The organism is Erwinia sp. AK-PDG3-5 (genome assembly GCF_056821705.1).
In genome coordinates this window covers 3,881,174-3,899,792 of record NZ_CM165967.1, presented here as the reverse complement: position 1 = coordinate 3,899,792, position 18,619 = coordinate 3,881,174, and the positions used below count along the sequence as shown (strand labels likewise).

Below are 18,619 nucleotides of genomic sequence, written 5' to 3'. Positions count from 1 at the left end.
AGGACAATCCGACCTCAATCAAAACAGAATGTGGAAAGTATGGAAGCCTGGCTGCAACATCTCATTACGCAATCACTGGCCTGGTCTTTGCTGGCGGTGGGGCTGATCACTTTTTTTGAATCCCTGGCGCTGGTCGGGCTGCTGTTGCCTGGCACTGTTTTAATGGCTTCCTTTGGCGCGCTAATTGGCAGCGGGCAAATTGGCCTGTATCCCGCCTGGCTGGCGGGGACCATTGGCTGTCTGGTCGGCGACTGGATTTCCTATCTGATTGGCTGGCAATTCAAAGGGCCGCTGCACCGATGGTCATTTATTAAAAAGCATCAGGGGCTGATGGATAAAACCGAACATGCGCTGCATCAGCACAGCATGTTTACCATCATTGTCGGGCGTTTTGTCGGGCCGACCCGTCCGCTGATTCCGCTGGTGGCGGGAATGCTTGAACTGCCGGTGAAGAAGTTTATCCCGCCGAATATCATTGGCTGCGTGCTCTGGCCACCGCTGTATCTGTTGCCGGGCATTCTGGCGGGTGTGGCGATTGATGTGCCCAAAGGGGCGAACAGCAGCATGTTTAAATGGCTGTTGCTGGCGGTGGCATTGCTGGTCTGGCTGGGATGCTGGTTGGGATGGCGCTGGTTACGTTCGAAAAAGCAGGCCGACTGGGCCAGCGCGTATCTGCCGTCGAGTCGTCTGCGCTGGCTGGCGCCGCTGGTGATGGTTATTGCCGTGGCCAGCTTTGTCGCCCTGCAATTCCACCCGATGATGCCGATATTCCGCCATCTGTTGTCAGAAGTCTTTATCGGACATTAATGCCCAGCACGGCGGCTTCAGCCACGTCGCCATTGAGCAGCACGTCGGTGCTGCCGTCCCAGTAAACCCGTCCGTCGACAATCAGTATGCTGCGTGGCGCTATCCGCGCGGCATCCTCAATACTGTGCGACACCATCAGTAGCGTGATCTTCCTCTCGTGACAGACCTCATCCACCAGCTGCAGCATCTCCTTGCGCAGGGCCGGATCCAAGGCAGAGAACGGCTCATCTAACAGCAGCAACGGTTGCTGGCGCACCAGACATCGCGCCAGCGCCGCCCGCTGCCGTTGCCCACCGGAAAGTTGCGAAGGCAAACGGTCCAGCAAGGCGTCCAGACCCACTCTTCGCGCGATGTCCTGCAACGCCTGCTTCTGCTGAGGATCCAGCTTCAGCCCCGGCTGCAGGCCAAGACCGATATTCTGCGCCACCGTCAGATGGGGGAACAGGTTATTCTCCTGGAACAGCATGGAAACCGGTCGCTTCGCCGGTGGCGTGTGGCTGTGATCTTCGCCATTCAGCAGCAAGCTGCCGCTATTTACCGCGAGAAATCCCGCGACCAGGCTCAGCAGGGTGCTCTTCCCCGCACCGCTCGGGCCGAGGATCGCCAGCCTTTCTCCCGCCTGCATGCTCAGTGAAAAGCGCATCGGCAGATGGTTATACAGGTAGGTCAGATTAGTTAACGTCAGCATGGCGTCCCGGCAGTTTTTCAATCAGGGTGAACAGAAGGAAGCAGAGCAGCAAAAGCAGCAGCGCAGTGACCGCGCCATCTTCGCTACGGTAGGAGCCAATCTGTTGATAAAGATAAAACGGCAGCGTGCGGAAATTTTCATTACCAAACAGTGCCACCACGCCAAAATCGCCAATCGACAGCACGCAGGCAAACGCCAGCGCCTGAGCAAGAGGGCGCTTTAACGCGCGCAGTTCGATCAGTTTGACGCGATTCCAGCCGTGAATATCCAGCGACAAACAGAGCCGGTTATAGCGTTCTGCCATGTCCCGCAGAGGGTTTTCCAGCACCTTCATGGCGTAAGGAATGGCCATCAGCGCATTGGTAAAAATCACGATGCCATCGGCGGCGTCCGGCAGGCCCACGGTGGCATTCAGCAGCAGAAAGAAGCCGGTCGCCAGCACGATGCCGGGCATCGCCAGAATCAACATGCCGCTCAGTTCCATCGACTGGCCGAGCCAGACGCGCTGACGCAGGCGCAATTCCCGGCTGCTCCACAGCAGCATCACCGTCAGGATCACACACAGCAACCCCGCGCCAAGCGCAATGCGTATTGAGGTGAAGGTGGCCTGCCACAGCGCCGGTTGGCGTAGTACCGCGGGCAGCCCCTGATTCAGGCCATCCACGATGACCGCCAGCAGCGGCGGCAGTAATAAAAACAGCGCGGCGAAGATTAACAGCGCATCCCACACTTTGGCGCGCCCGCTGTCTTCAGGATTTCGCCAGCCGTTGATGCTTGCCGTGCCCGACGGAATCGCTTTGCTGAGCCACTGACTTAACATCACCAATCCGAGACAGCAGACCATCTGAATCATCGCCAGCAGGGCGGCACGGCCCGGATCGTAATCAAAGTTCAGCGCCTGGAAGATCGCCAGTTCGATGGTGGTGGCTTTTGGTCCGCCGCCCAGCGACAGTACGGTTGCGAAGCTGGCAAAACAGAGCATAAAAATCAGCGCGCCGGCAGGCAGGATTTGCCGCCGCAGCCAGGGCCATTCGACCACCATGAAATGGTTCCAGCCGCGCAATCCCAGCTGAGCGGCCAGCTGGCGCTGCTCACCGGGGATCTGTTCCAGCGCCTGCAGCAGCAGACGCGCGGCTAACGGCAAATTAAAGAACACATGCGCCAGCAAAATGCCCTGTAAGCCATAGGGCGTGAAGGTATAGGGAATGCCCAGCAACGCGCAGAGATCGGCCAGCCAGCCCGTGCGGCCATAGACGCTGAGGATGCCAAATACCGCCACTAACACCGGCAACACCAGCGTCATCGCGCAGAGTCTTAACAGCGTGTCCCGGCCGGGGAAGCGGCGTCGGTAAAGCGCGCGGGCCAGCGGGATCGCCGGCCCAACCGCCAGTACTGCGGAAAGAAAGGCCTGCCAGAAGGAGAAGCGCAGGACGTGCCAGAGATAGTCATCCTGCCAGAGCTCCCGCCAGTGGATCGCCGGTGCACTCAGCCATAGCGCGCTGAATGCGGTCAGGGCCACGGCGACCAGCAGCGTCGCCGCCAGCGCACCGGGCACCAACGGGCCAGCAATCAGCGGCTGACGGCGCGTTGCCATGCACTGATCCATTGGCTACGTTGGCTGGCGACTTCCTGTGGCGTGTATTGCAGCGAGTTGGACGGGACGGTCAGGGTATCGAAACCTGCAGGTAGCGTGCTTTTCACCACCGGATACATCCAGTTGCCGGTTGGGATGCTGTCCTGGAACGGTTTATCCAGCATAAATTTCATGAATTTCTGCGCCAGTTCCGGCTGTTTGCTGCTTTTCAGCTGCCCGGCCACTTCTACCTGCAGGTAGTGACCTTCGCTGAAATTGGCGGCGGCATACTGCGATTTCTTCTCTTCAATCAGGTGGTAAGCCGGAGAGGTGGTGTAGCTCAGCACCATATCGCCTTCACCCTTGAGGAACAGCCCGTAAGCTTCGCTCCAGCCTTTGGTGACGGTGACGGTTTTCTTCGCCAGCTTCTGCCAGGCTTCCGGTGCCTTATCGCCGAACACTTTCTGCATCCACAACAGCAGGCCGAGGCCCGGGGTGCTGGTGCGGGGATCTTCATAAATAATCTTTAACGGCTTGTCGCTGTTGACCAACTCTTTCAGGCTGGTGGGTGGATTTTGCAGCTTGGTTTTATCGTACACAAAGGCGAACCAGCCATAGTCATACGGCACAAAGGTCTTATCGTTCCAGCCACCCGGAACGATGACCTTACTGGTATCCACCTGGCCTGGTGCGAACAGGCCGGTTTTCTCTGCCGCATCCAGCAGATTGTTATCGAGGCCCAGCACCACGTCGGCCTTGCTGTTTTTGCCTTCCATCCGCAGACGGTTAAGCAGCGAGACGCCGTCTTCCAGCGCCACGTATTTCAGCTCGCAGCCGCAGTCCGCTTCAAACGCCTTTTTGATGGCAGGACCCGGTCCCCAGTCAGCGGAAAATGAGTCGTAGGTATAAACAGTCAGGACGGGTTTAGCCGCGAAGGCCGGAAAGGTGCTGAGGATCAGTAAAGGCAGAACTTTTTTTAACACTTTGCGTTCCTTGAAAGTTAGGTGTCGCAAAGGATCTGAGCAATCTGGAGAGTCTCAAATCCCTACGCCGGCATTATCCGGATCAGGTTCGACGGGTTTGTCTCAGCGCTGGCAGTGAAACACCGCGAACGCACCCCGTTGAGAACGGCCTATTCTAGTGATTTCCGCTGGGTAACGAAAGCATCATGCGTCGTCAGGGGCGAACCAGGCGGATTTAAAATCAAACCAGCCCAGCATATTCATTCTGACCCCGCGCATGCTGCGTTGACCTTCCAGCAGCAGCCAGTGATGGAACAGCGGATGCAGCGTCCAGGTGTTGATCAGCTGCTTGCCCCAGTCGGCCAGCGGCAGCTTCTGTTCGCGCCAGAGTTGCGCATCCTTTTCCCAGTCCAGCGTCACGCAGTGGTGAACCAGTGGGATTTCGTACAGCAGCGCAAACACGGAAAATTCCAGCGGCAGGGTGAAGTTGGCGCTGCCAAGCCAGATATCGCTTTCGGCTTCGCCGCGGTGCCAGACGTCATAATCGACCTGTTGGGTGATCAACTCCACACCCTGTTCGGCGAGGATCGGCCGTAACGCATTAGCGATGCCCTGATGCTCGACGTGATCGTTATACCAGGTCAGCGTCAGGGTGGTCAGCCCGTCGGGCTTCTGGCTGGCAGCCATATCGCGGCGATGATGCCAGCGCGGCAGCAGGCCATAAGCCGGGAACCAGTAGCGTTGATAGCCAATACCGGCATGGTTCAGCAGGGCGATCGGGTTGAACAGCGTGCTGACCCAGCGACGGATTTGTTCATCGCGACCCTGTTCGGATCGCTGGTCAAACAGCAGGAAATAGCAGCCTTCTTCCAGACGACTCTCTTCTGACTTTTCTTCCAGCCCTTTGCCTTCCAGCTTAACCCCGGCATAAACCAGCTCATCACTGATTTCCGGCAGCACCCAGATATTCACTTCATCAATCAGCGCGCGGTAACCAAAATAGTCATCAAACGCCTGGATCCTCAGTTGGGTGGTCTGATTGCGCACCACCGCATACGGGCCGGTGCCAATCGGCTGACGGGCGAAGTCCGCGAGGAAGGGCCACTCTTTTGGCAGGATCATGGTGCTGACGCTGCCCAGCAGCCAGGGAAGCCAGTTGTCGGGCTGATGCAGATGAATATCCAGCGTCCAGGGCGCTGAGGACTCGATGCGATCGAAATGGGCATACAGGCGCTGGGGCTTCAGTCGCTCAAGGCTGCTGATAATGTCGGCCATCTCCAGCTCGCGACCATGATGAAAGTGGATCGCCGGGCGCAGATAAAACCGCCAGTGCAGCGGAGAGAGCTGCTGCCAGTGGTGCGCAATATCGGCTTCGATTTCCCCATTTTCCTCATTTATCCGCGTCAGACTGCTAAAAATCTGACGGGCAAGGTGGGTTTCAGAACGACGCAGCGGCGTACCGGGTAACAGATTCAATAACGAGCGATAGTACATCACCCGCAGGATATGTTTTCCCTGGCGGAAACTGCGGCCAAGATGCGAGATCAGCATCTGTCTGACCGCGTTTTTATCGCCCACCAGTTGCACCAGCTGGTCGATGCGATCGTTCTCCAGCAACTCTTCCGCCCGCTGCTGTTGCAATGCCAGCCCGGTGTAATGGAAGCTGAGCCTGGAGCGTTTTCCCCGCCCGGCTTCCGCCTGCCATTCAAGCCAGCCCTGGTCCTGCATTGCATTCAGCAGGTTGCGCATATGCCGGCGGGAGCAGCTCAGTTGTACCGCCAAATCGTTGAGCGTCGTCTCCTGCGGCTGGCCTTCGCAGCACTGCCACAGGCGGATAAACTGTTGTTGTAAGCGGGCAGAAGACATAAAAGAGGAACCCTTATCAGAAAGCAATCTGTTTTTTCTTCCTTATATTAGGACAATAATGCCCGCAGATGAAAGAGCGGGAGACATTCTTCGAATGCGCTCTGACATTGATGATTCTGAGTATGGTGCCTTTCACCAGCCAGCCGGGTTAATACCTGGCTGGCTTTTTTCGCTGCTCCATGTTTTCTTCTATGCTTGCTGTTTGTCGACTCACCTCTGTGGCGACTTTTTTTTGAAGGATCAGCTATGAAATCGCTCCTCACGCGCCGTCGCCGTATCAATCCTGTTTACGTCGCCTTTATGGCCGTGTCGTTTATGGTGGGCGTGGCGGGTGCGCTTCAGGCGCCGACGCTTAGCCTGTTTCTGACCCGTGAAGTGGCCGTTCGTCCGTTCTGGGTCGGGCTGTTCTACACCATCAATGCGATAGCCGGCATTGCGGTGAGCATTCTGCTGGCAAAGCGCTCGGACAACCGGGGCGACCGCCGCATGCTGATCCTGTTTTGCTGCGTGATGGCGATTGGCAACGCGCTGATCTTTGCGTTTAACCGTGACTATCTGACGCTGATTACCTTTGGCGTGCTGCTCTCCGCGCTGGCCAGCGTGTCGATGCCGCAAATCTTTGCCCTTGCCCGCGAATATGCTGACAGCTCCGCCCGTGAGGTGGTGATGTTCAGCTCGGTGATGCGTGCCCAGCTGTCACTGGCCTGGGTTGTCGGGCCGCCGTTGTCCTTTGCGCTGGCGCTGAATTACGGCTTCACCACCATGTTTTTGATTGCCGCCGGACTGTTTGTGGTCTGCGTCGCGCTGATCTGGTTTGCGCTGCCGTCGGTGCCGCGTGTGGAACAACCGCCTGAAGTGGTGATCACCCAAATCAGCGCGTGGAAGAATAAAGATGTGCGGCTGCTGTTTATGGCGTCATTGCTGATGTGGACCTGCAATACCATGTATATCATCGATATGCCGCTTTATATCAGCAGCGTGTTGGGGTTGCCGGATAAGCTGGCTGGATTGCTGATGGGCGTGGCGGCCGGGCTGGAAATCCCGGCGATGCTGTTGGCCGGCCATTATGTGAAGCGCTTCGGCAAGCGCAACATGATGCTGTTTGCGGTGGCGTCCGGGGCGATATTCTATCTGGGGCTGGTGGTGTTCCACGATAAAGCGGCGCTGATGGCGTTGCAGATCTTTAATGCCATCTTTATTGGTATTGTCGCCGGGATCGGCATGCTCTATTTCCAGGATCTGATGCCGGGAAGGCCCGGTGCGGCGACCACGTTGTTTACCAACAGTATTTCGACGGGGGTGATTCTGGCGGGCGTGATTCAGGGCGCGCTGGCGGAAACCTTTGGCCATTATTCGGTGTACTGGGCGGCACTGGTGCTGTCGATTGGCGCGCTGGTGATGTCTGCAAAGGTGAAGGATGTGTAAGGGGAATACGGGCGGAAGTGCTTCCGCCCGTGGGGGCAACTAACGCAGAAAGGCCGGCTGGGTTTTCTCATACGCCGAAATCTCAGCGTCATGTTGTAGCGTCAGGCCAATGTTATCCAGCCCGTTGATCAGGCAGTGTCGGCGGAAGCTGTCGATGCTGAATGCGTAGTGCTTGCCATCGGCGATGACTTCCTGCTTTTCCAGATCGACGGTGATTTCCACGCCCGGCTGTGCGGCAACCAGCTGGAACAGCGTGTCCACCTCTTCCTCGCTTAACGACACCAGCAGCAGCTGATTGTTAAACGAATTATTGGCAAAGATATCGGCAAAATCGCTGCCGACAATCGCCTGAATACCGAAGTCAGTCAGCGCCCAGGGCGCATGCTCACGGGAGGAGCCGCAGCCAAAGTTTTCCCGCGTCAGCATAATGCTGGCACCGCGAAACGCGGGCTTGTTCAGCACGAAATCCGGGTTGGGGATCTGGCCTTCGGCATCGCTGTAACGCCAGTCGTAAAACAGGTTGCGGCCAAAACCAGTGCGCGTCACCATCTGCAAAAATTGCTTCGGGATAATCGCATCGGTATCGACGTTTGCCGCATCCATCGGCACCACGATGCCGGTATGTTGGGTAAATTTCTTCGCCATACAGCCTCTTTAAATCAGTTCGCGGATGTCTGCAAAATGGCCTGCAACCGCCGCAGCCGCAGCCATTGCCGGGCTTAGCAGATGCGTGCGGCCACCGCGGCCCTGACGACCTTCGAAGTTACGGTTGCTGGTAGATGCGCAACGCTCACCGGGATTCAGCCGGTCGTTATTCATTGCCAGACACATTGAGCAGCCGGGTAAGCGCCATTCAAAACCGGCATCAAGGAAGATTTTGTCCAGCCCTTCCTCTTCCGCCTGCGCTTTAACCGGACCGGATCCCGGCACGACATAGGCCTGAACGCCTGGCGCAATCTTGTGGCCTTTCACCACCGATGCCGCCGCCCGCAAATCCTCAATACGTGAGTTGGTGCAGGAGCCGATAAAGACTTTGTCGATCTTCACTTCGGTCAGCCGGATGCCAGGCTGCAAATCCATATAGGCCAGCGCCTTCTCGGCTGAGGCACGCTCAACCGGATCGCTGAACGAGGCCGGATCGGGGATCACCTCGTTAACGGCGATCACCTGACCGGGGTTGGTGCCCCAGGTAACCTGTGGTGCGATGTCCGCCGCATTTAATGTCACCACTTTGTCGAAGTGCGCACCGCTGTCGGATTTCAACGTCCGCCACCAGGCGACCGCTTCATCCCATTCCGCCCCTTTCGGCGCAAACTGGCGGCCGCGGGCGTAATCAAAGGTGGTGTCATCAGGCGCAACCAGGCCCGCTTTCGCGCCCAGTTCAATCGCCATATTACACAGCGTCATGCGGCCTTCCATGCTCAGGGCTTCTACCGCAGGACCACAGAATTCGACCACATGGCCATTGCCGCCGCCGCTGCCGGTTTTGCCAATGATCGCCAGCGCAATGTCTTTAGCAGTGATGCCCGGTGCGGTTTGTCCCACCACTTCAATCTTCATGGTTTTGGCGCGGGACTGCTTCAGCGTCTGGGTGGCCAGCACATGCTCAACTTCTGAGGTCCCGATACCAAACGCCAGCGCGCCAAAGGCACCGTGAGTGGAGGTATGCGAGTCGCCACAGACGATGGTCATACCCGGCAGGGACAGGCCCTGCTCAGGACCGATCACATGTACGATGCCCTGGAAAGGGTGCTTGAGGTCATACAAACGTACGCCGAAGGCTTCACAGTTTTTGATCAGCATCGACATCTGGATCCGCGCCATCTCACCGCTCGCATTGATATCACGCGTCTGGGTAGAGACGTTGTGATCCATGGTGGCGAAGGTCTTTGACGGCTGGCGCACCGGGCGATTGTGTGCACGCAGACCATCAAAGGCCTGCGCGGAGGTCACTTCATGCACCAGATGACGGTCGATATACAGCAGTGGCGTCTCGCCTGGCGCTTCGTGCACCAGATGCGCATCAAACAGCTTCTCGTATAATGTTTTCATAATCAGGCTTCGCGAATGTAACGGGCGATAATCGACCCCATTTCCTCGGTGCCGACGGACTGGCCGCCACCGGCTAAATCGCCCGTGCGGTGACCTTCAGCCAGCGCGCGGCTGATGGCCTGGTCAATCGCATCGGCGGCGTCTGCGGCATTCAGACTGAAGCGCAGCAGCAGCGACAGTGACAGGATCTGGGCAATTGGGTTGGCGATGTTCTTGCCTGCGATATCCGGGGCCGATCCGCCTGCCGGTTCAAACAGGCCAAAACCCTGCTCGTTCAGGCTGGCAGAAGGCAACATGCCCATCGAGCCGGTGATCATCGCACACTCATCGGACAGGATATCGCCGAACAGGTTGGAGCAAAGCATCACGTCGAATTGCGACGGCTCTTTGATCAGCTGCATGGTGGCGTTATCGATATACATATGGCTCAGTTCAACGTCCGGATAATCCTTCGCCACTTCATTCACTATCTGGCGCCACAGGATCGATGATTGCAAGACGTTCGCTTTGTCGATTGAGGTCACTTTATTGCGACGTTTGCGCGCTGACTCGAAGGCAATGCGGGCAATGCGCTCAATCTCAAAACGGTGATAGACCTCGGTATCGAACGCGCGCTCGTGCTGGCCGCTGCCTTCGCGGCCTTTTGGTTGACCAAAATAGATGCCGCCGGTCAGTTCACGCACCACCAGGATATCAAAGCCTTTCGCGGCGATATCACTGCGCAGTGGGCAGAACGCTTCCAGCTCTTTATGCAGGCTGGCTGGGCGAAGGTTGCTGAACAGTTTAAAGTGCTTACGCAGTGGCAGCAGCGCCCCGCGCTCTGGCTGTTCGGCCGGTGGAAGGTGTTCCCATTTTGGGCCACCAACAGAACCGAACAGGATCGCATCAGCCTGTTCACAGCCGGCTACCGTCGCCGCCGGCAGAGGCTCGCCGTGACGATCGATGGCGATGCCGCCAACGTCATATTCGCTGGTGGTGATGCGCAGGTTGAAGCGCTCACGTACGGCAGTCAGCACTTTACTGGCCTGAGCCATCACTTCCGGGCCGATGCCATCACCGGGCAATACTGCAATATGGTAAGAGCCTGACATGATTACACCACTTCCTTATGATCGGTTGTTTGAGATTTGCGCTGCAACTCTTGCTCGACCTGACGCGAGCGCCAGATGTTGTTCAGGGCATTGATCATCGCTTTCGCCGAAGACTCGACGATATCCGTTGCCAGACCGACGCCGTGGAATTTACGGTCGTTGTACTTCACCACGATATCCACCTGGCCCAGCGCATCTTTGCCGTGGCCTTTTGCCGTCAGCTGATAGGAAACCAGCTCGGCATCGAAATCGGTAATGCGATTAACCGCCTGATAAACCGCGTCGACAGGACCGTTACCGGTTGCTGCTTCGGACTTCACATCTTCACCGCAGGCCAGTTTGACCGACGCGGTCGCCATCACGCTGGAGCCTGACTGCACGCTGAAGTAATCCAGACGGAAATGTTCCGGTTCTTCGTTCTGCTTATTAATGAAGGCCAGCGCTTCCAAATCGTAGTCGAAGACCTGGCCTTTCTTGTCAGCCAGCTTCAGGAACGCGTCGTACAGGTTATCCAGGTTGTAGTCGTTTTCTTTATAGCCCATCTCATCCATGCGGTGCTTCACGGCGGCACGGCCAGAACGGGAGGTCAGGTTCAGCTGGATTTTATTCAGGCCGATAGATTCCGGGGTCATGATTTCGTAGTTTTCGCGGTTCTTCAGTACGCCATCCTGGTGGATACCGGAAGAGTGAGCGAAGGCACCGGTGCCGACTACCGCTTTGTTAGCCGGGATCGGCATATTACAAATCTGGCTGACCAGCTGGCTGGTACGGTAGATCTCATGGTGATGGATGTTGGTATTCACATTCATCAACTGGCTGCGGGTTTTGATCGCCATGATCACTTCTTCCAGCGCACAGTTACCGGCACGTTCGCCCAGACCGTTGATGGTGCCTTCAACCTGACGCGCGCCGGCCTGAATGGCGGCAATGGCATTGCCGGTTGCCATGCCCAAATCGTCATGGGTATGCACCGACAGAATGGCTTTATCAATGTTCGGCACGCGATTACGCAACTGCGCGAAGATGTTGCTGTACTCTTCCGGCAGCGTGTAGCCCACGGTGTCCGGGATGTTGATGGTGGTGGCGCCGGCGTTGATCGCCGCTTCCACGACGCGGCAGAGATCATCAATCGGCGTACGTCCGCCATCTTCACAGGAGAATTCCACGTCGTTGGTGTAGTTACGGGCGCGTTTCACCATGGTTACCGCACGCTCAATCACTTCGGGCAGCGTGCTGCGCAGCTTGGTGGCGATATGCATTGGCGAGGTGGCCAGGAAGGTATGGATACGGTAAGCCTCGGCCACGCGCAGGGCTTCATAAGCGGCATCGATATCTTTTTCTACGCAGCGGGCGAGGGCGCAAACACGACTGTTTTTGATCTGACGCGCAATGGTCTGGACGGATTCAAAATCACCGGGGGAAGAAATTGGGAAACCCACTTCCATCACGTCCACACCCATGCGCTCCAGCGCCAGGGCGATCTGCAGCTTTTCTTTCACACTCAGGCTGGCCTGTAAGGCCTGTTCGCCATCACGCAGAGTGGTATCGAAAATAATAACTTGTTGGCTCATCGGGATATTCCTTGTCGTGTTTGCTTTACCAGTGCTACGAGCATAAAAAAACCCGCGCATCGGCGCGGGTTCTTTAGGTTTGTAAGCCTGAATCACTGATTCATTTCTTCGCCCACAAGTCTACCGCGCAATTGGGATGCGTTTAGTAGTAGACCGAGTAGGCGAGCGGTACGAATCATGTCTTCAGACCTCATAAATTTGCTGTTCCCTTATTGATACTTGATTTGCGGGGGCGATGTCAACCTTAGCCGTAAGGTTATAACGGCGGCAGTCAACGCGGCTCAGGAAAGATATTCTGAGGGGAAGCCCGTGAGCAGAACAAAAAGGAAGGCGGTCAAACAGGAATATTTTTCAGCAGGGACTGCGGCCGGATTATTCGCGCCGAACTGGCCTTTAAAAAAGCGGTTAATCAATGGTTTGCATAGGAAAATCTTATGACTTGCCCGCAGACTTATGCCGCTTCTCTTCAGCGAAATATGTTTGATAATTAAATGCTGGCAGCAGATAAAACTAATTTAGGCGCGATGTTTGAACAGGTGAGCTTGAATTAAGGCTGTGAACGTTTTGATAACAAAACGATCACACTGCAAAAGAATTGCTCACCAGAACAAACCGCTTTTCTTTCAGCCTTTGGTCAGTGTATTTGTCGACAAGTCCCCATTAGCGGTAGTGCCTTGCGGACCTGATATTCGTTAAAAGCCGTGCTTGCAGGTTTGCCTGCCAACTTTTCTACGGTTATGGTACGTCCATCAACGCATAAAAATAGCCAGGGATTCACCCTGTACCTGGATTCTGGAAATGATTTCCAGCGTCTTTGCATAAACACAGGTTTTGACCTTATCTGCCTATACGATAATTCAGCACCTTAAGAGCCTGGAGGCAAAAATGGAGATGTTGTCAGGAGCCGAGATGGTCGTCCGATCGTTGATCGATCAGGGCGTTAAACATGTATTCGGCTACCCCGGCGGGGCAGTACTTGATATCTATGATGCGCTACAAACCGTCGGCGGCATCGATCATATTCTGGTTCGTCACGAGCAGGGCGCGGTGCATATGGCGGACGGCTACGCCCGTTCCACCGGTGAAGTGGGCGTGGTGCTGGTCACCTCCGGCCCAGGCGCGACTAACGCCATCACCGGCATCGCCACTGCTTATATGGATTCAATCCCATTAGTCGTGCTCTCCGGCCAGGTGCCTTCCTCACTGATTGGTTACGATGCTTTCCAGGAGTGCGACATGGTGGGGATTTCCCGCCCGGTGGTTAAGCACAGCTTTATGGTCAAGTCGGCTGAAGATATTCCGACCATTATGAAAAAGGCATTCTGGCTGGCTGCCAGCGGACGTCCCGGTCCGGTGGTGATCGATCTGCCGAAAGACATGATGAACCCGGCGAACAAATTACCGTATGTCTGGCCAGATGAAGTCAGCATGCGCTCATACAACCCGACCACTCAGGGACACAAAGGCCAGATTAAGCGAGCCTTACAGACCTTGCTGGCGGCGAAACAGCCTGTGATCTATGCCGGCGGCGGCGTAATCAATTCCGCTTGTGATGATGAGCTTCGTCAGATCGCCGAAAAACTTAACCTGCCGGTCACCTGTTCGCTGATGGGCCTGGGCGCCTTCCCCGGCACCCATCGCCAGAGCGTCGGCATGCTGGGTATGCACGGCACCTATGAAGCCAACATGACCATGCATAACGCTGACGTGATCTTCGCCGTCGGCGTGCGCTTTGATGACCGCACCACGAACAATCTGGCGAAATATTGCCCGAATGCTACCGTGCTGCACATTGACATCGATCCGACGTCAATTTCCAAGACTGTGCCGGCAGATGTGCCGATCGTCGGCGATGCTAAGCAGGTGCTGACGCAGATGCTTGAGCTGCTGGAACAGGGTGACAAACAGCAGGATTTCGACAGTCTTCGCGACTGGTGGCAAAGCATCGATCAGTGGCGTTCCCGCCAGTGTCTGGAGTTCGATCGTAAGAGTGAGCAGATCAAACCTCAGGCGGTTATCGAAACCATCTGCCGTCTGACTCATGGTGAAGCCTATGTCACCTCCGACGTTGGTCAGCATCAGATGTTTGCCGCGCTCTATTATCAGTTCGACAAACCGCGTCGTTGGATCAACTCCGGTGGCCTCGGCACGATGGGCTTCGGTCTGCCCGCCGCGCTGGGCGTCAAGCTGGCGGTACCGGAAGCTACGGTGGTGTGCGTCACCGGCGACGGCAGTATCCAGATGAACATTCAGGAACTTTCCACCGCGCTGCAGTACGATCTGCCGGTGCTGGTGCTGAGCCTGAACAACCGCGTGCTGGGCATGGTGAAACAGTGGCAGGACATGATCTACTCTGGCCGTCACTCCCAGTCTTATATGGAATCCTTGCCTGACTTTGTGAAACTGGCAGAAGCTTATGGCCACGTCGGCATCAATATCAGCCGTCCTGAAGAGCTGGAAGCCAAGCTGACTCAGGCACTGGAGGAGTTAGGTAAAGGGCGTCTGGTGTTTGTCGATGTTAACGTCGATGGCACTGAGCACGTCTACCCGATGCATATCCGCGGCGGGGGAATGGACGAAATGTGGCTTAGCAAAACGGAGAGGACTTAATTATGCGTCGTGTTTTATCAGTACTGCTGGAAAACGAATCCGGCGCATTGTCCCGCGTGGTTGGCCTGTTCTCCCAGCGTGGCTATAACATTGAAAGCCTGACCGTGGCACCGACAGATGACCCAACGCTTTCGCGCATGACTATTCAGACCGTGGGTGATGCCAAGGTGTTGGAGCAGATCGAAAAGCAACTGCACAAGCTGGTGGACGTGTTGCGCGTGACGGAATTAGGTCAGGGCGCTTACGTCGAACGAGAAGTGATGCTGGTAAAAGTTCAGGCCACCGGTTACGGCCGTGAAGAAGTGAAACGTAGCGCTGAGATTTTCCGTGGGCAAATTGTGGATGTAACGCCTTCGCTTTATACGGTTCAGCTTACCGGCACCAGCGATAAGCTGGATGCGTTCCTCAACACCGTGCGTGAAGTGGCGGAAATTGTTGAAGTCGCCCGCTCCGGTATCGTCGGCGTTTCTCGTGGCGACCGCATTATGCGTTAATCACGACCGGTGATTATCGCTCTCTTCTGCTAACCCAGCGTAATGCTGGGTTTTTTATTTTTTGTCTGAAAGCTAACGCACAGAAGTAAAAGCGGTTGCTCGCTAAACTGTTCTGCTGTTAGATGTAACAAATCTCTTATCCATAGCCGGGACGTGGCTATTTTCTGCGCCGTCACGGTGCTAGCGTGGGGTTATTGTGAAACTGGATGAAATTGCGCGCCTGGCCGGTGTTTCGCGCACGACTGCCAGCTATGTTATTAACGGCAAAGCTAAGCAGTATCGTGTCAGCGACAAAACCGTCGAAAAGGTCATGGCAGTCGTGCGCGAGCATAATTACCATCCCAACGCGGTGGCTGCCGGGCTCCGCGCGGGACGTACGCGGTCGATAGGGCTGGTTATTCCTGATTTGGAGAATACCAGCTACACGCGTATCGCGAATTACCTTGAACGACAGGCGCGTCAGCGCGGCTATCAGCTGCTGATTGCCTGTTCTGAAGATCAGCCCGATAACGAAATGCGCTGCGTGGAGCATCTGTTGCAGCGCCAGGTTGATGCGATCATCGTCTCAACGTCTTTACCACCGGAACATCCTTTCTATCAGCGCTGGATCAACGATCCGTTACCGATCATCGCCCTTGACCGTGCGCTGGATCGCGAGCATTTCACCAGCGTGGTCGGTGCCGATCAGGATGATGCCGAAATGCTGGCCGCTGAACTCCGTAAGCAGCCGGTCGAATCGATTCTGTTTATGGGCGCCTTACCTGAGTTATCCGTCAGCTTCCTGCGCGAGATGGGGTTCCGGGATGCCTGGAAAGGGGACGAACGCACCATCGACTTTATCTACGCCAACAGCTTTGAACGGACCGCGGCAGCCGCGCTGTTCGAGAAGTGGCTGGAGACGCATGATATGCCCGATGCGCTGTTTACCACTTCCTTCGGCCTGTTGCAGGGCGTGATGGACGTGACGCTGAAACGTGAGGGACGTCTGCCAAGCAATCTGGCGATTGCCACCTTCGGCGATCATGAGCTGCTGGATTTCCTCGATTGTCCGGTGCTGGCGGTTGGCCAGCGTCATCGGGATGTGGCCGAACGGGTGCTTGAGCTGGTGCTGGCGAGTCTGGATGAACCGCGAAAACCGAAGCCGGGATTAACGCGAATCCGGCGTAATCTTTATCGGCGGGGCAGGTTAAGCCGTAAAGCGAGTTAACATTTCCACATAAAAAGGCAGCCAGGCTGCCTTTTTTCTTTTTGATTGCTTAGGAAAAATCAGCCTGCGTTAACAACCGATAAATTGTCGTGAGATTTCTGAGACCAGGTTTCACGTAAATAAAAGTAAAGTCGAATCAGTCCGCCGCTTATCATTTATCTAAATCTTCCTGATTATTAAAAATTTAGGACAAACCAGCGGACAGAAGCGCAGGCGCAGCGCGACTGAGGTAGGAATCTCTTAGGATATACCCTAAAATGCCGTCCATGTCGCAAAGTTGAGGGTGAGGAATTTACGGCGTAGAACTGGCATATTTTTGAACAATCTAATTTTACCGCAGAATTTCCTGCCACTATTCATTAGTTTATTTTTAAATTCCTGACCAGACCGCGTTCTTTTTTAACTCCCTCCAGTTTTAACTGGCTCAGAAATAATTCTCTCCAACCTCTGCTGCGCCTTGACAATGTTTTCCTTCGCTCCGTAAACTCCTTTGGTGGGAAATTGTGGTGTAAAGTGGTGAACAGGGGTAACTGGAGGGTGAGGCTGGCATGTTCCGTGGGGCAACGTTAGTCAATCTCGACAGCAAGGGACGGCTCGCCGTACCCACGCGCTATCGCGAAACGCTGATCGGGGAATCACAAGGGCAAATGGTTTGTACCATTGACCTTCACCAGGCATGCCTGCTGCTTTATACCCTGCCCGAATGGGAAATTATTGAACGTAAACTGGCCCGCTTATCGAGCATGAACCCGGCAGAACGCCGCGTACAGCGCCTGTTACTGGGACATGCCAGCGAGTGTCAGATGGATAATGCAGGTCGTTTGCTGGTAGCCACAACGCTACGTCAGCATGCGAATTTGACCAAAGAAGTGATGCTGGTTGGACAGTTCAACAAGTTTGAGCTGTGGGATGAACAGACCTGGTATCAACAAGTCAGGGAGGATATTGACGCAGAGCAGTCGACTCAGGAACCGTTATCTGAGCGTTTGCAGGATTTGTCACTATAGCTATGCAGGATAATTTCAAACATACCACGGTGCTGTTAGATGAGGCGGTTAATGGCCTCAACATTAAATCTGACGGTATTTATCTCGATGGCACCTTTGGACGAGGTGGACATTCACGCCTGATCCTCTCTCAACTGGGAGAGCAAGGCCGTCTCTACGCCATAGACCGCGATCCGCAGGCGATTGCCGCCGCTGCAGAGATCGCTGACCCACGTTTCCAGATCATCCATGGCCCTTTTTCCGCGCTGGCAGACTATGCCGACGAACTCGGCCTGACCGGCAAGATCAACGGCATTCTGCTGGATCTTGGCGTGTCATCGCCGCAGCTGGATGATGCCGAACGCGGGTTCTCCTTTATGCGTGATGGACCGCTGGATATGCGCATGGATCCCACCAAAGGACAGTCGGCTTCGCAGTGGTTACTGCAGGCTGAAGAGAGCGACATCGCTTTTGTGCTGAAGACCTTTGGCGAAGAGCGTTTTGCCAAGCGTATTGCCCGCGCCATTGTCGAACGCAACCGCGAACAGCCGATGACGCGCACCAAAGAGCTGGCGGATGTGATCTACGCCGCCACGCCAGTGAAAGACAAGTTTAAGCACCCGGCGACCCGCAGCTTCCAGGCGATTCGCATCTGGGTCAACAGCGAGCTGGAAGAGATTGAGCAGGCCTTGAAAGGCGCGCTGACGGCTCTGGCACCGGAAGGTCGTTTATCGGTGATCAGCTTCCATTCACTGGAAGACCGCATCGTTAAACGCTTTATGCGCGAGCAGAGTCGCGGACCTCAGGTCCCTGCCGGGATCCCGATGACCGAAGCGCAGCTGGCTAAGCTGGGTGGCCGCCACCTTAAAGCCTTCGGCAAAATGATGCCGGGTGACGAGGAAGTGAAAGAGAATCCACGCGCCCGCAGTTCAGTCTTACGCGTTGCAGAGAGGACGGCGTCATGATTGGCAACGAGCGCCACAGCTTACCGGGCGTGATCGGCGGCGATATCCTTCGCCACGGTAAAATCCCGGTGATCCTCGCGGTCGCTGTGCTGATCTCGGCGGTGTTAGTGGTGACCACGGCGCATAAAACGCGCCTGCTCACCGCACAGCGCGAACAGTTAGTGCTGGAGCGGGATGCGCTGGATATCGAATGGCGCAACCTGATCCTGGAAGAGAATGCCCTCGGCGATCACAGCCGGGTTGAGAGGACGGCAACGGAAAAACTGCAAATGCAGCATGTCGATCCATCGCAGGAAAACATCGTGGTACAACCTTAAGGGAC

Annotated in this window: 16 protein-coding genes and 1 riboswitch; of the genes, 8 read left to right on the top strand and 8 right to left on the bottom strand. The window is 55.8% G+C overall.

The annotated features are described in order from the left end of the window. Positions 1–39 precede the first annotated feature (39 nt). Complete coding sequence (locus AC1UKS_RS18190) at positions 40–807, top strand: DedA family protein (protein ID WP_482434732.1); 768 nt, start codon at positions 40–42, stop codon at positions 805–807. On the opposite strand, the gene thiQ is transcribed toward AC1UKS_RS18190, so the two are convergent. The 4 genes from thiQ to sgrR form a co-directional block, all read right to left on the bottom strand. Continuing rightward, positions 794–1,495 (bottom strand): thiamine ABC transporter ATP-binding protein ThiQ, encoded by a 702-nt coding sequence (thiQ, locus tag AC1UKS_RS18185; protein WP_482434731.1) that lies wholly within the window; start codon positions 1,493–1,495, stop codon positions 794–796. The genes AC1UKS_RS18190 and thiQ overlap by 14 nt on opposite strands. Further along, positions 1,479–3,089, bottom strand: coding sequence for a thiamine/thiamine pyrophosphate ABC transporter permease ThiP (thiP, locus tag AC1UKS_RS18180; RefSeq protein ID WP_482434730.1), 1,611 nt, complete (start codon positions 3,087–3,089; stop codon positions 1,479–1,481). Before thiP ends, thiQ begins: the two co-directional genes overlap by 17 nt. Further along, a complete protein-coding gene (gene thiB / locus AC1UKS_RS18175) occupies positions 3,065–4,051 on the bottom strand; it encodes a thiamine ABC transporter substrate binding subunit (protein WP_482434729.1) in 987 nt (328 codons plus the stop codon). Before thiB ends, thiP begins: the two co-directional genes overlap by 25 nt. Before the next feature lie 41 nt (positions 4,052–4,092). Then, a riboswitch (TPP riboswitch) is annotated at positions 4,093–4,199 on the bottom strand. 35 nt (positions 4,200–4,234) lie between these two features. Continuing rightward, positions 4,235–5,896, bottom strand: a complete 1,662-nt coding sequence (sgrR, locus tag AC1UKS_RS18170) for an HTH-type transcriptional regulator SgrR (protein WP_482434728.1) — start codon at positions 5,894–5,896, stop codon at positions 4,235–4,237. A 246-nt stretch (positions 5,897–6,142) separates the two neighbouring features. Here sgrR and AC1UKS_RS18165 point away from each other — a divergent pair, with 246 nt between their 5' ends. Beyond that, positions 6,143–7,321 (top strand): sugar efflux transporter, encoded by a 1,179-nt coding sequence (locus AC1UKS_RS18165; RefSeq protein ID WP_206404433.1) that lies wholly within the window; start codon positions 6,143–6,145, stop codon positions 7,319–7,321. A gap of 39 nt (positions 7,322–7,360) precedes the next feature. Here the strand turns inward: AC1UKS_RS18165 and leuD are convergent, their stop codons facing one another. Genes leuD through leuA form a run of 4 tightly spaced genes read right to left on the bottom strand, consistent with a single transcriptional unit; the run spans position 7,361 to position 12,035 of the window. Further along, positions 7,361–7,966: a 3-isopropylmalate dehydratase small subunit gene (gene leuD, locus AC1UKS_RS18160; protein ID WP_265908855.1), complete on the bottom strand. Its 606-nt coding sequence runs from the start codon at positions 7,964–7,966 to the stop codon at positions 7,361–7,363. Positions 7,967–7,975: 9 nt separating this feature from the next. After that, positions 7,976–9,373, bottom strand: coding sequence for a 3-isopropylmalate dehydratase large subunit (gene leuC, locus AC1UKS_RS18155; protein WP_482434727.1), 1,398 nt, complete (start codon positions 9,371–9,373; stop codon positions 7,976–7,978). 2 nt (positions 9,374–9,375) lie between these two features. Beyond that, positions 9,376–10,464, bottom strand: coding sequence for a 3-isopropylmalate dehydrogenase (leuB, locus tag AC1UKS_RS18150; RefSeq protein ID WP_134823472.1), 1,089 nt, complete (start codon positions 10,462–10,464; stop codon positions 9,376–9,378). Between the two features lie 2 nt (positions 10,465–10,466). Further along, positions 10,467–12,035, bottom strand: a complete 1,569-nt coding sequence (gene leuA, locus AC1UKS_RS18145; RefSeq protein WP_013200743.1) for a 2-isopropylmalate synthase — start codon at positions 12,033–12,035, stop codon at positions 10,467–10,469. Positions 12,036–12,920: 885 nt separating this feature from the next. Here leuA and ilvI point away from each other — a divergent pair. The 6 genes from ilvI to ftsL all read left to right on the top strand — a co-directional run bounded on the left by ilvI (position 12,921) and on the right by ftsL (position 18,614). Further along, positions 12,921–14,645 carry an acetolactate synthase 3 large subunit gene (gene ilvI, locus AC1UKS_RS18140; RefSeq protein WP_265908851.1) on the top strand — a complete coding sequence of 575 codons (1,725 nt, stop codon included), beginning with the start codon at positions 12,921–12,923 and terminating at the stop codon, positions 14,643–14,645. 2 nt (positions 14,646–14,647) lie between these two features. Continuing rightward, entirely contained in the window at positions 14,648–15,139 is a 492-nt protein-coding gene (ilvN, locus tag AC1UKS_RS18135; RefSeq protein WP_013200745.1) for an acetolactate synthase small subunit, read from the top strand. A gap of 196 nt (positions 15,140–15,335) precedes the next feature. After that, a complete protein-coding gene (gene cra, locus AC1UKS_RS18130) occupies positions 15,336–16,346 on the top strand; it encodes a catabolite repressor/activator (RefSeq protein WP_013200746.1) in 1,011 nt (336 codons plus the stop codon). Positions 16,347–16,894: 548 nt separating this feature from the next. Beyond that, the gene (mraZ, locus tag AC1UKS_RS18125; RefSeq protein ID WP_013200747.1) at positions 16,895–17,353 is read left to right on the top strand and encodes a division/cell wall cluster transcriptional repressor MraZ; all 459 of its coding nucleotides are present in this window, start codon (positions 16,895–16,897) and stop codon (positions 17,351–17,353) included. Positions 17,354–17,355: 2 nt separating this feature from the next. Beyond that, entirely contained in the window at positions 17,356–18,297 is a 942-nt protein-coding gene (rsmH, locus tag AC1UKS_RS18120) for a 16S rRNA (cytosine(1402)-N(4))-methyltransferase RsmH (protein ID WP_265908850.1), read from the top strand. Beyond that, positions 18,294–18,614 (top strand): cell division protein FtsL, encoded by a 321-nt coding sequence (ftsL, locus tag AC1UKS_RS18115; RefSeq protein ID WP_013200749.1) that lies wholly within the window; start codon positions 18,294–18,296, stop codon positions 18,612–18,614. The genes rsmH and ftsL overlap by 4 nt, the downstream gene beginning before the upstream one ends. Positions 18,615–18,619 lie beyond the last annotated feature (5 nt).

What these genes read in the sequence shown, in the direction of transcription:
- thiQ (WP_482434731.1), bottom strand. Translation starts at nt 1,495, where the DNA reads ATGCTGACGTTAACTAATCTGACCTACCTGTATAACCATCTGCCGATG.
- leuC (WP_482434727.1), bottom strand. Translation starts at nt 9,373, where the DNA reads ATGAAAACATTATACGAGAAGCTGTTTGATGCGCATCTGGTGCACGAA.
- leuB (WP_134823472.1), bottom strand. Translation starts at nt 10,464, where the DNA reads ATGTCAGGCTCTTACCATATTGCAGTATTGCCCGGTGATGGCATCGGC.
- thiP (WP_482434730.1), bottom strand. Translation starts at nt 3,089, where the DNA reads ATGGCAACGCGCCGTCAGCCGCTGATTGCTGGCCCGTTGGTGCCCGGT.
- ilvI (WP_265908851.1), top strand. Translation starts at nt 12,921, where the DNA reads ATGGAGATGTTGTCAGGAGCCGAGATGGTCGTCCGATCGTTGATCGAT.
- ftsL (WP_013200749.1), top strand. Translation starts at nt 18,294, where the DNA reads ATGATTGGCAACGAGCGCCACAGCTTACCGGGCGTGATCGGCGGCGAT.
- leuD (WP_265908855.1), bottom strand. Translation starts at nt 7,966, where the DNA reads ATGGCGAAGAAATTTACCCAACATACCGGCATCGTGGTGCCGATGGAT.
- mraZ (WP_013200747.1), top strand. Translation starts at nt 16,895, where the DNA reads ATGTTCCGTGGGGCAACGTTAGTCAATCTCGACAGCAAGGGACGGCTC.
- ilvN (WP_013200745.1), top strand. Translation starts at nt 14,648, where the DNA reads ATGCGTCGTGTTTTATCAGTACTGCTGGAAAACGAATCCGGCGCATTG.
- leuA (WP_013200743.1), bottom strand. Translation starts at nt 12,035, where the DNA reads ATGAGCCAACAAGTTATTATTTTCGATACCACTCTGCGTGATGGCGAA.
- rsmH (WP_265908850.1), top strand. Translation starts at nt 17,356, where the DNA reads ATGCAGGATAATTTCAAACATACCACGGTGCTGTTAGATGAGGCGGTT.
- AC1UKS_RS18190 (WP_482434732.1), top strand. Translation starts at nt 40, where the DNA reads ATGGAAGCCTGGCTGCAACATCTCATTACGCAATCACTGGCCTGGTCT.
- sgrR (WP_482434728.1), bottom strand. Translation starts at nt 5,896, where the DNA reads ATGTCTTCTGCCCGCTTACAACAACAGTTTATCCGCCTGTGGCAGTGC.
- AC1UKS_RS18165 (WP_206404433.1), top strand. Translation starts at nt 6,143, where the DNA reads ATGAAATCGCTCCTCACGCGCCGTCGCCGTATCAATCCTGTTTACGTC.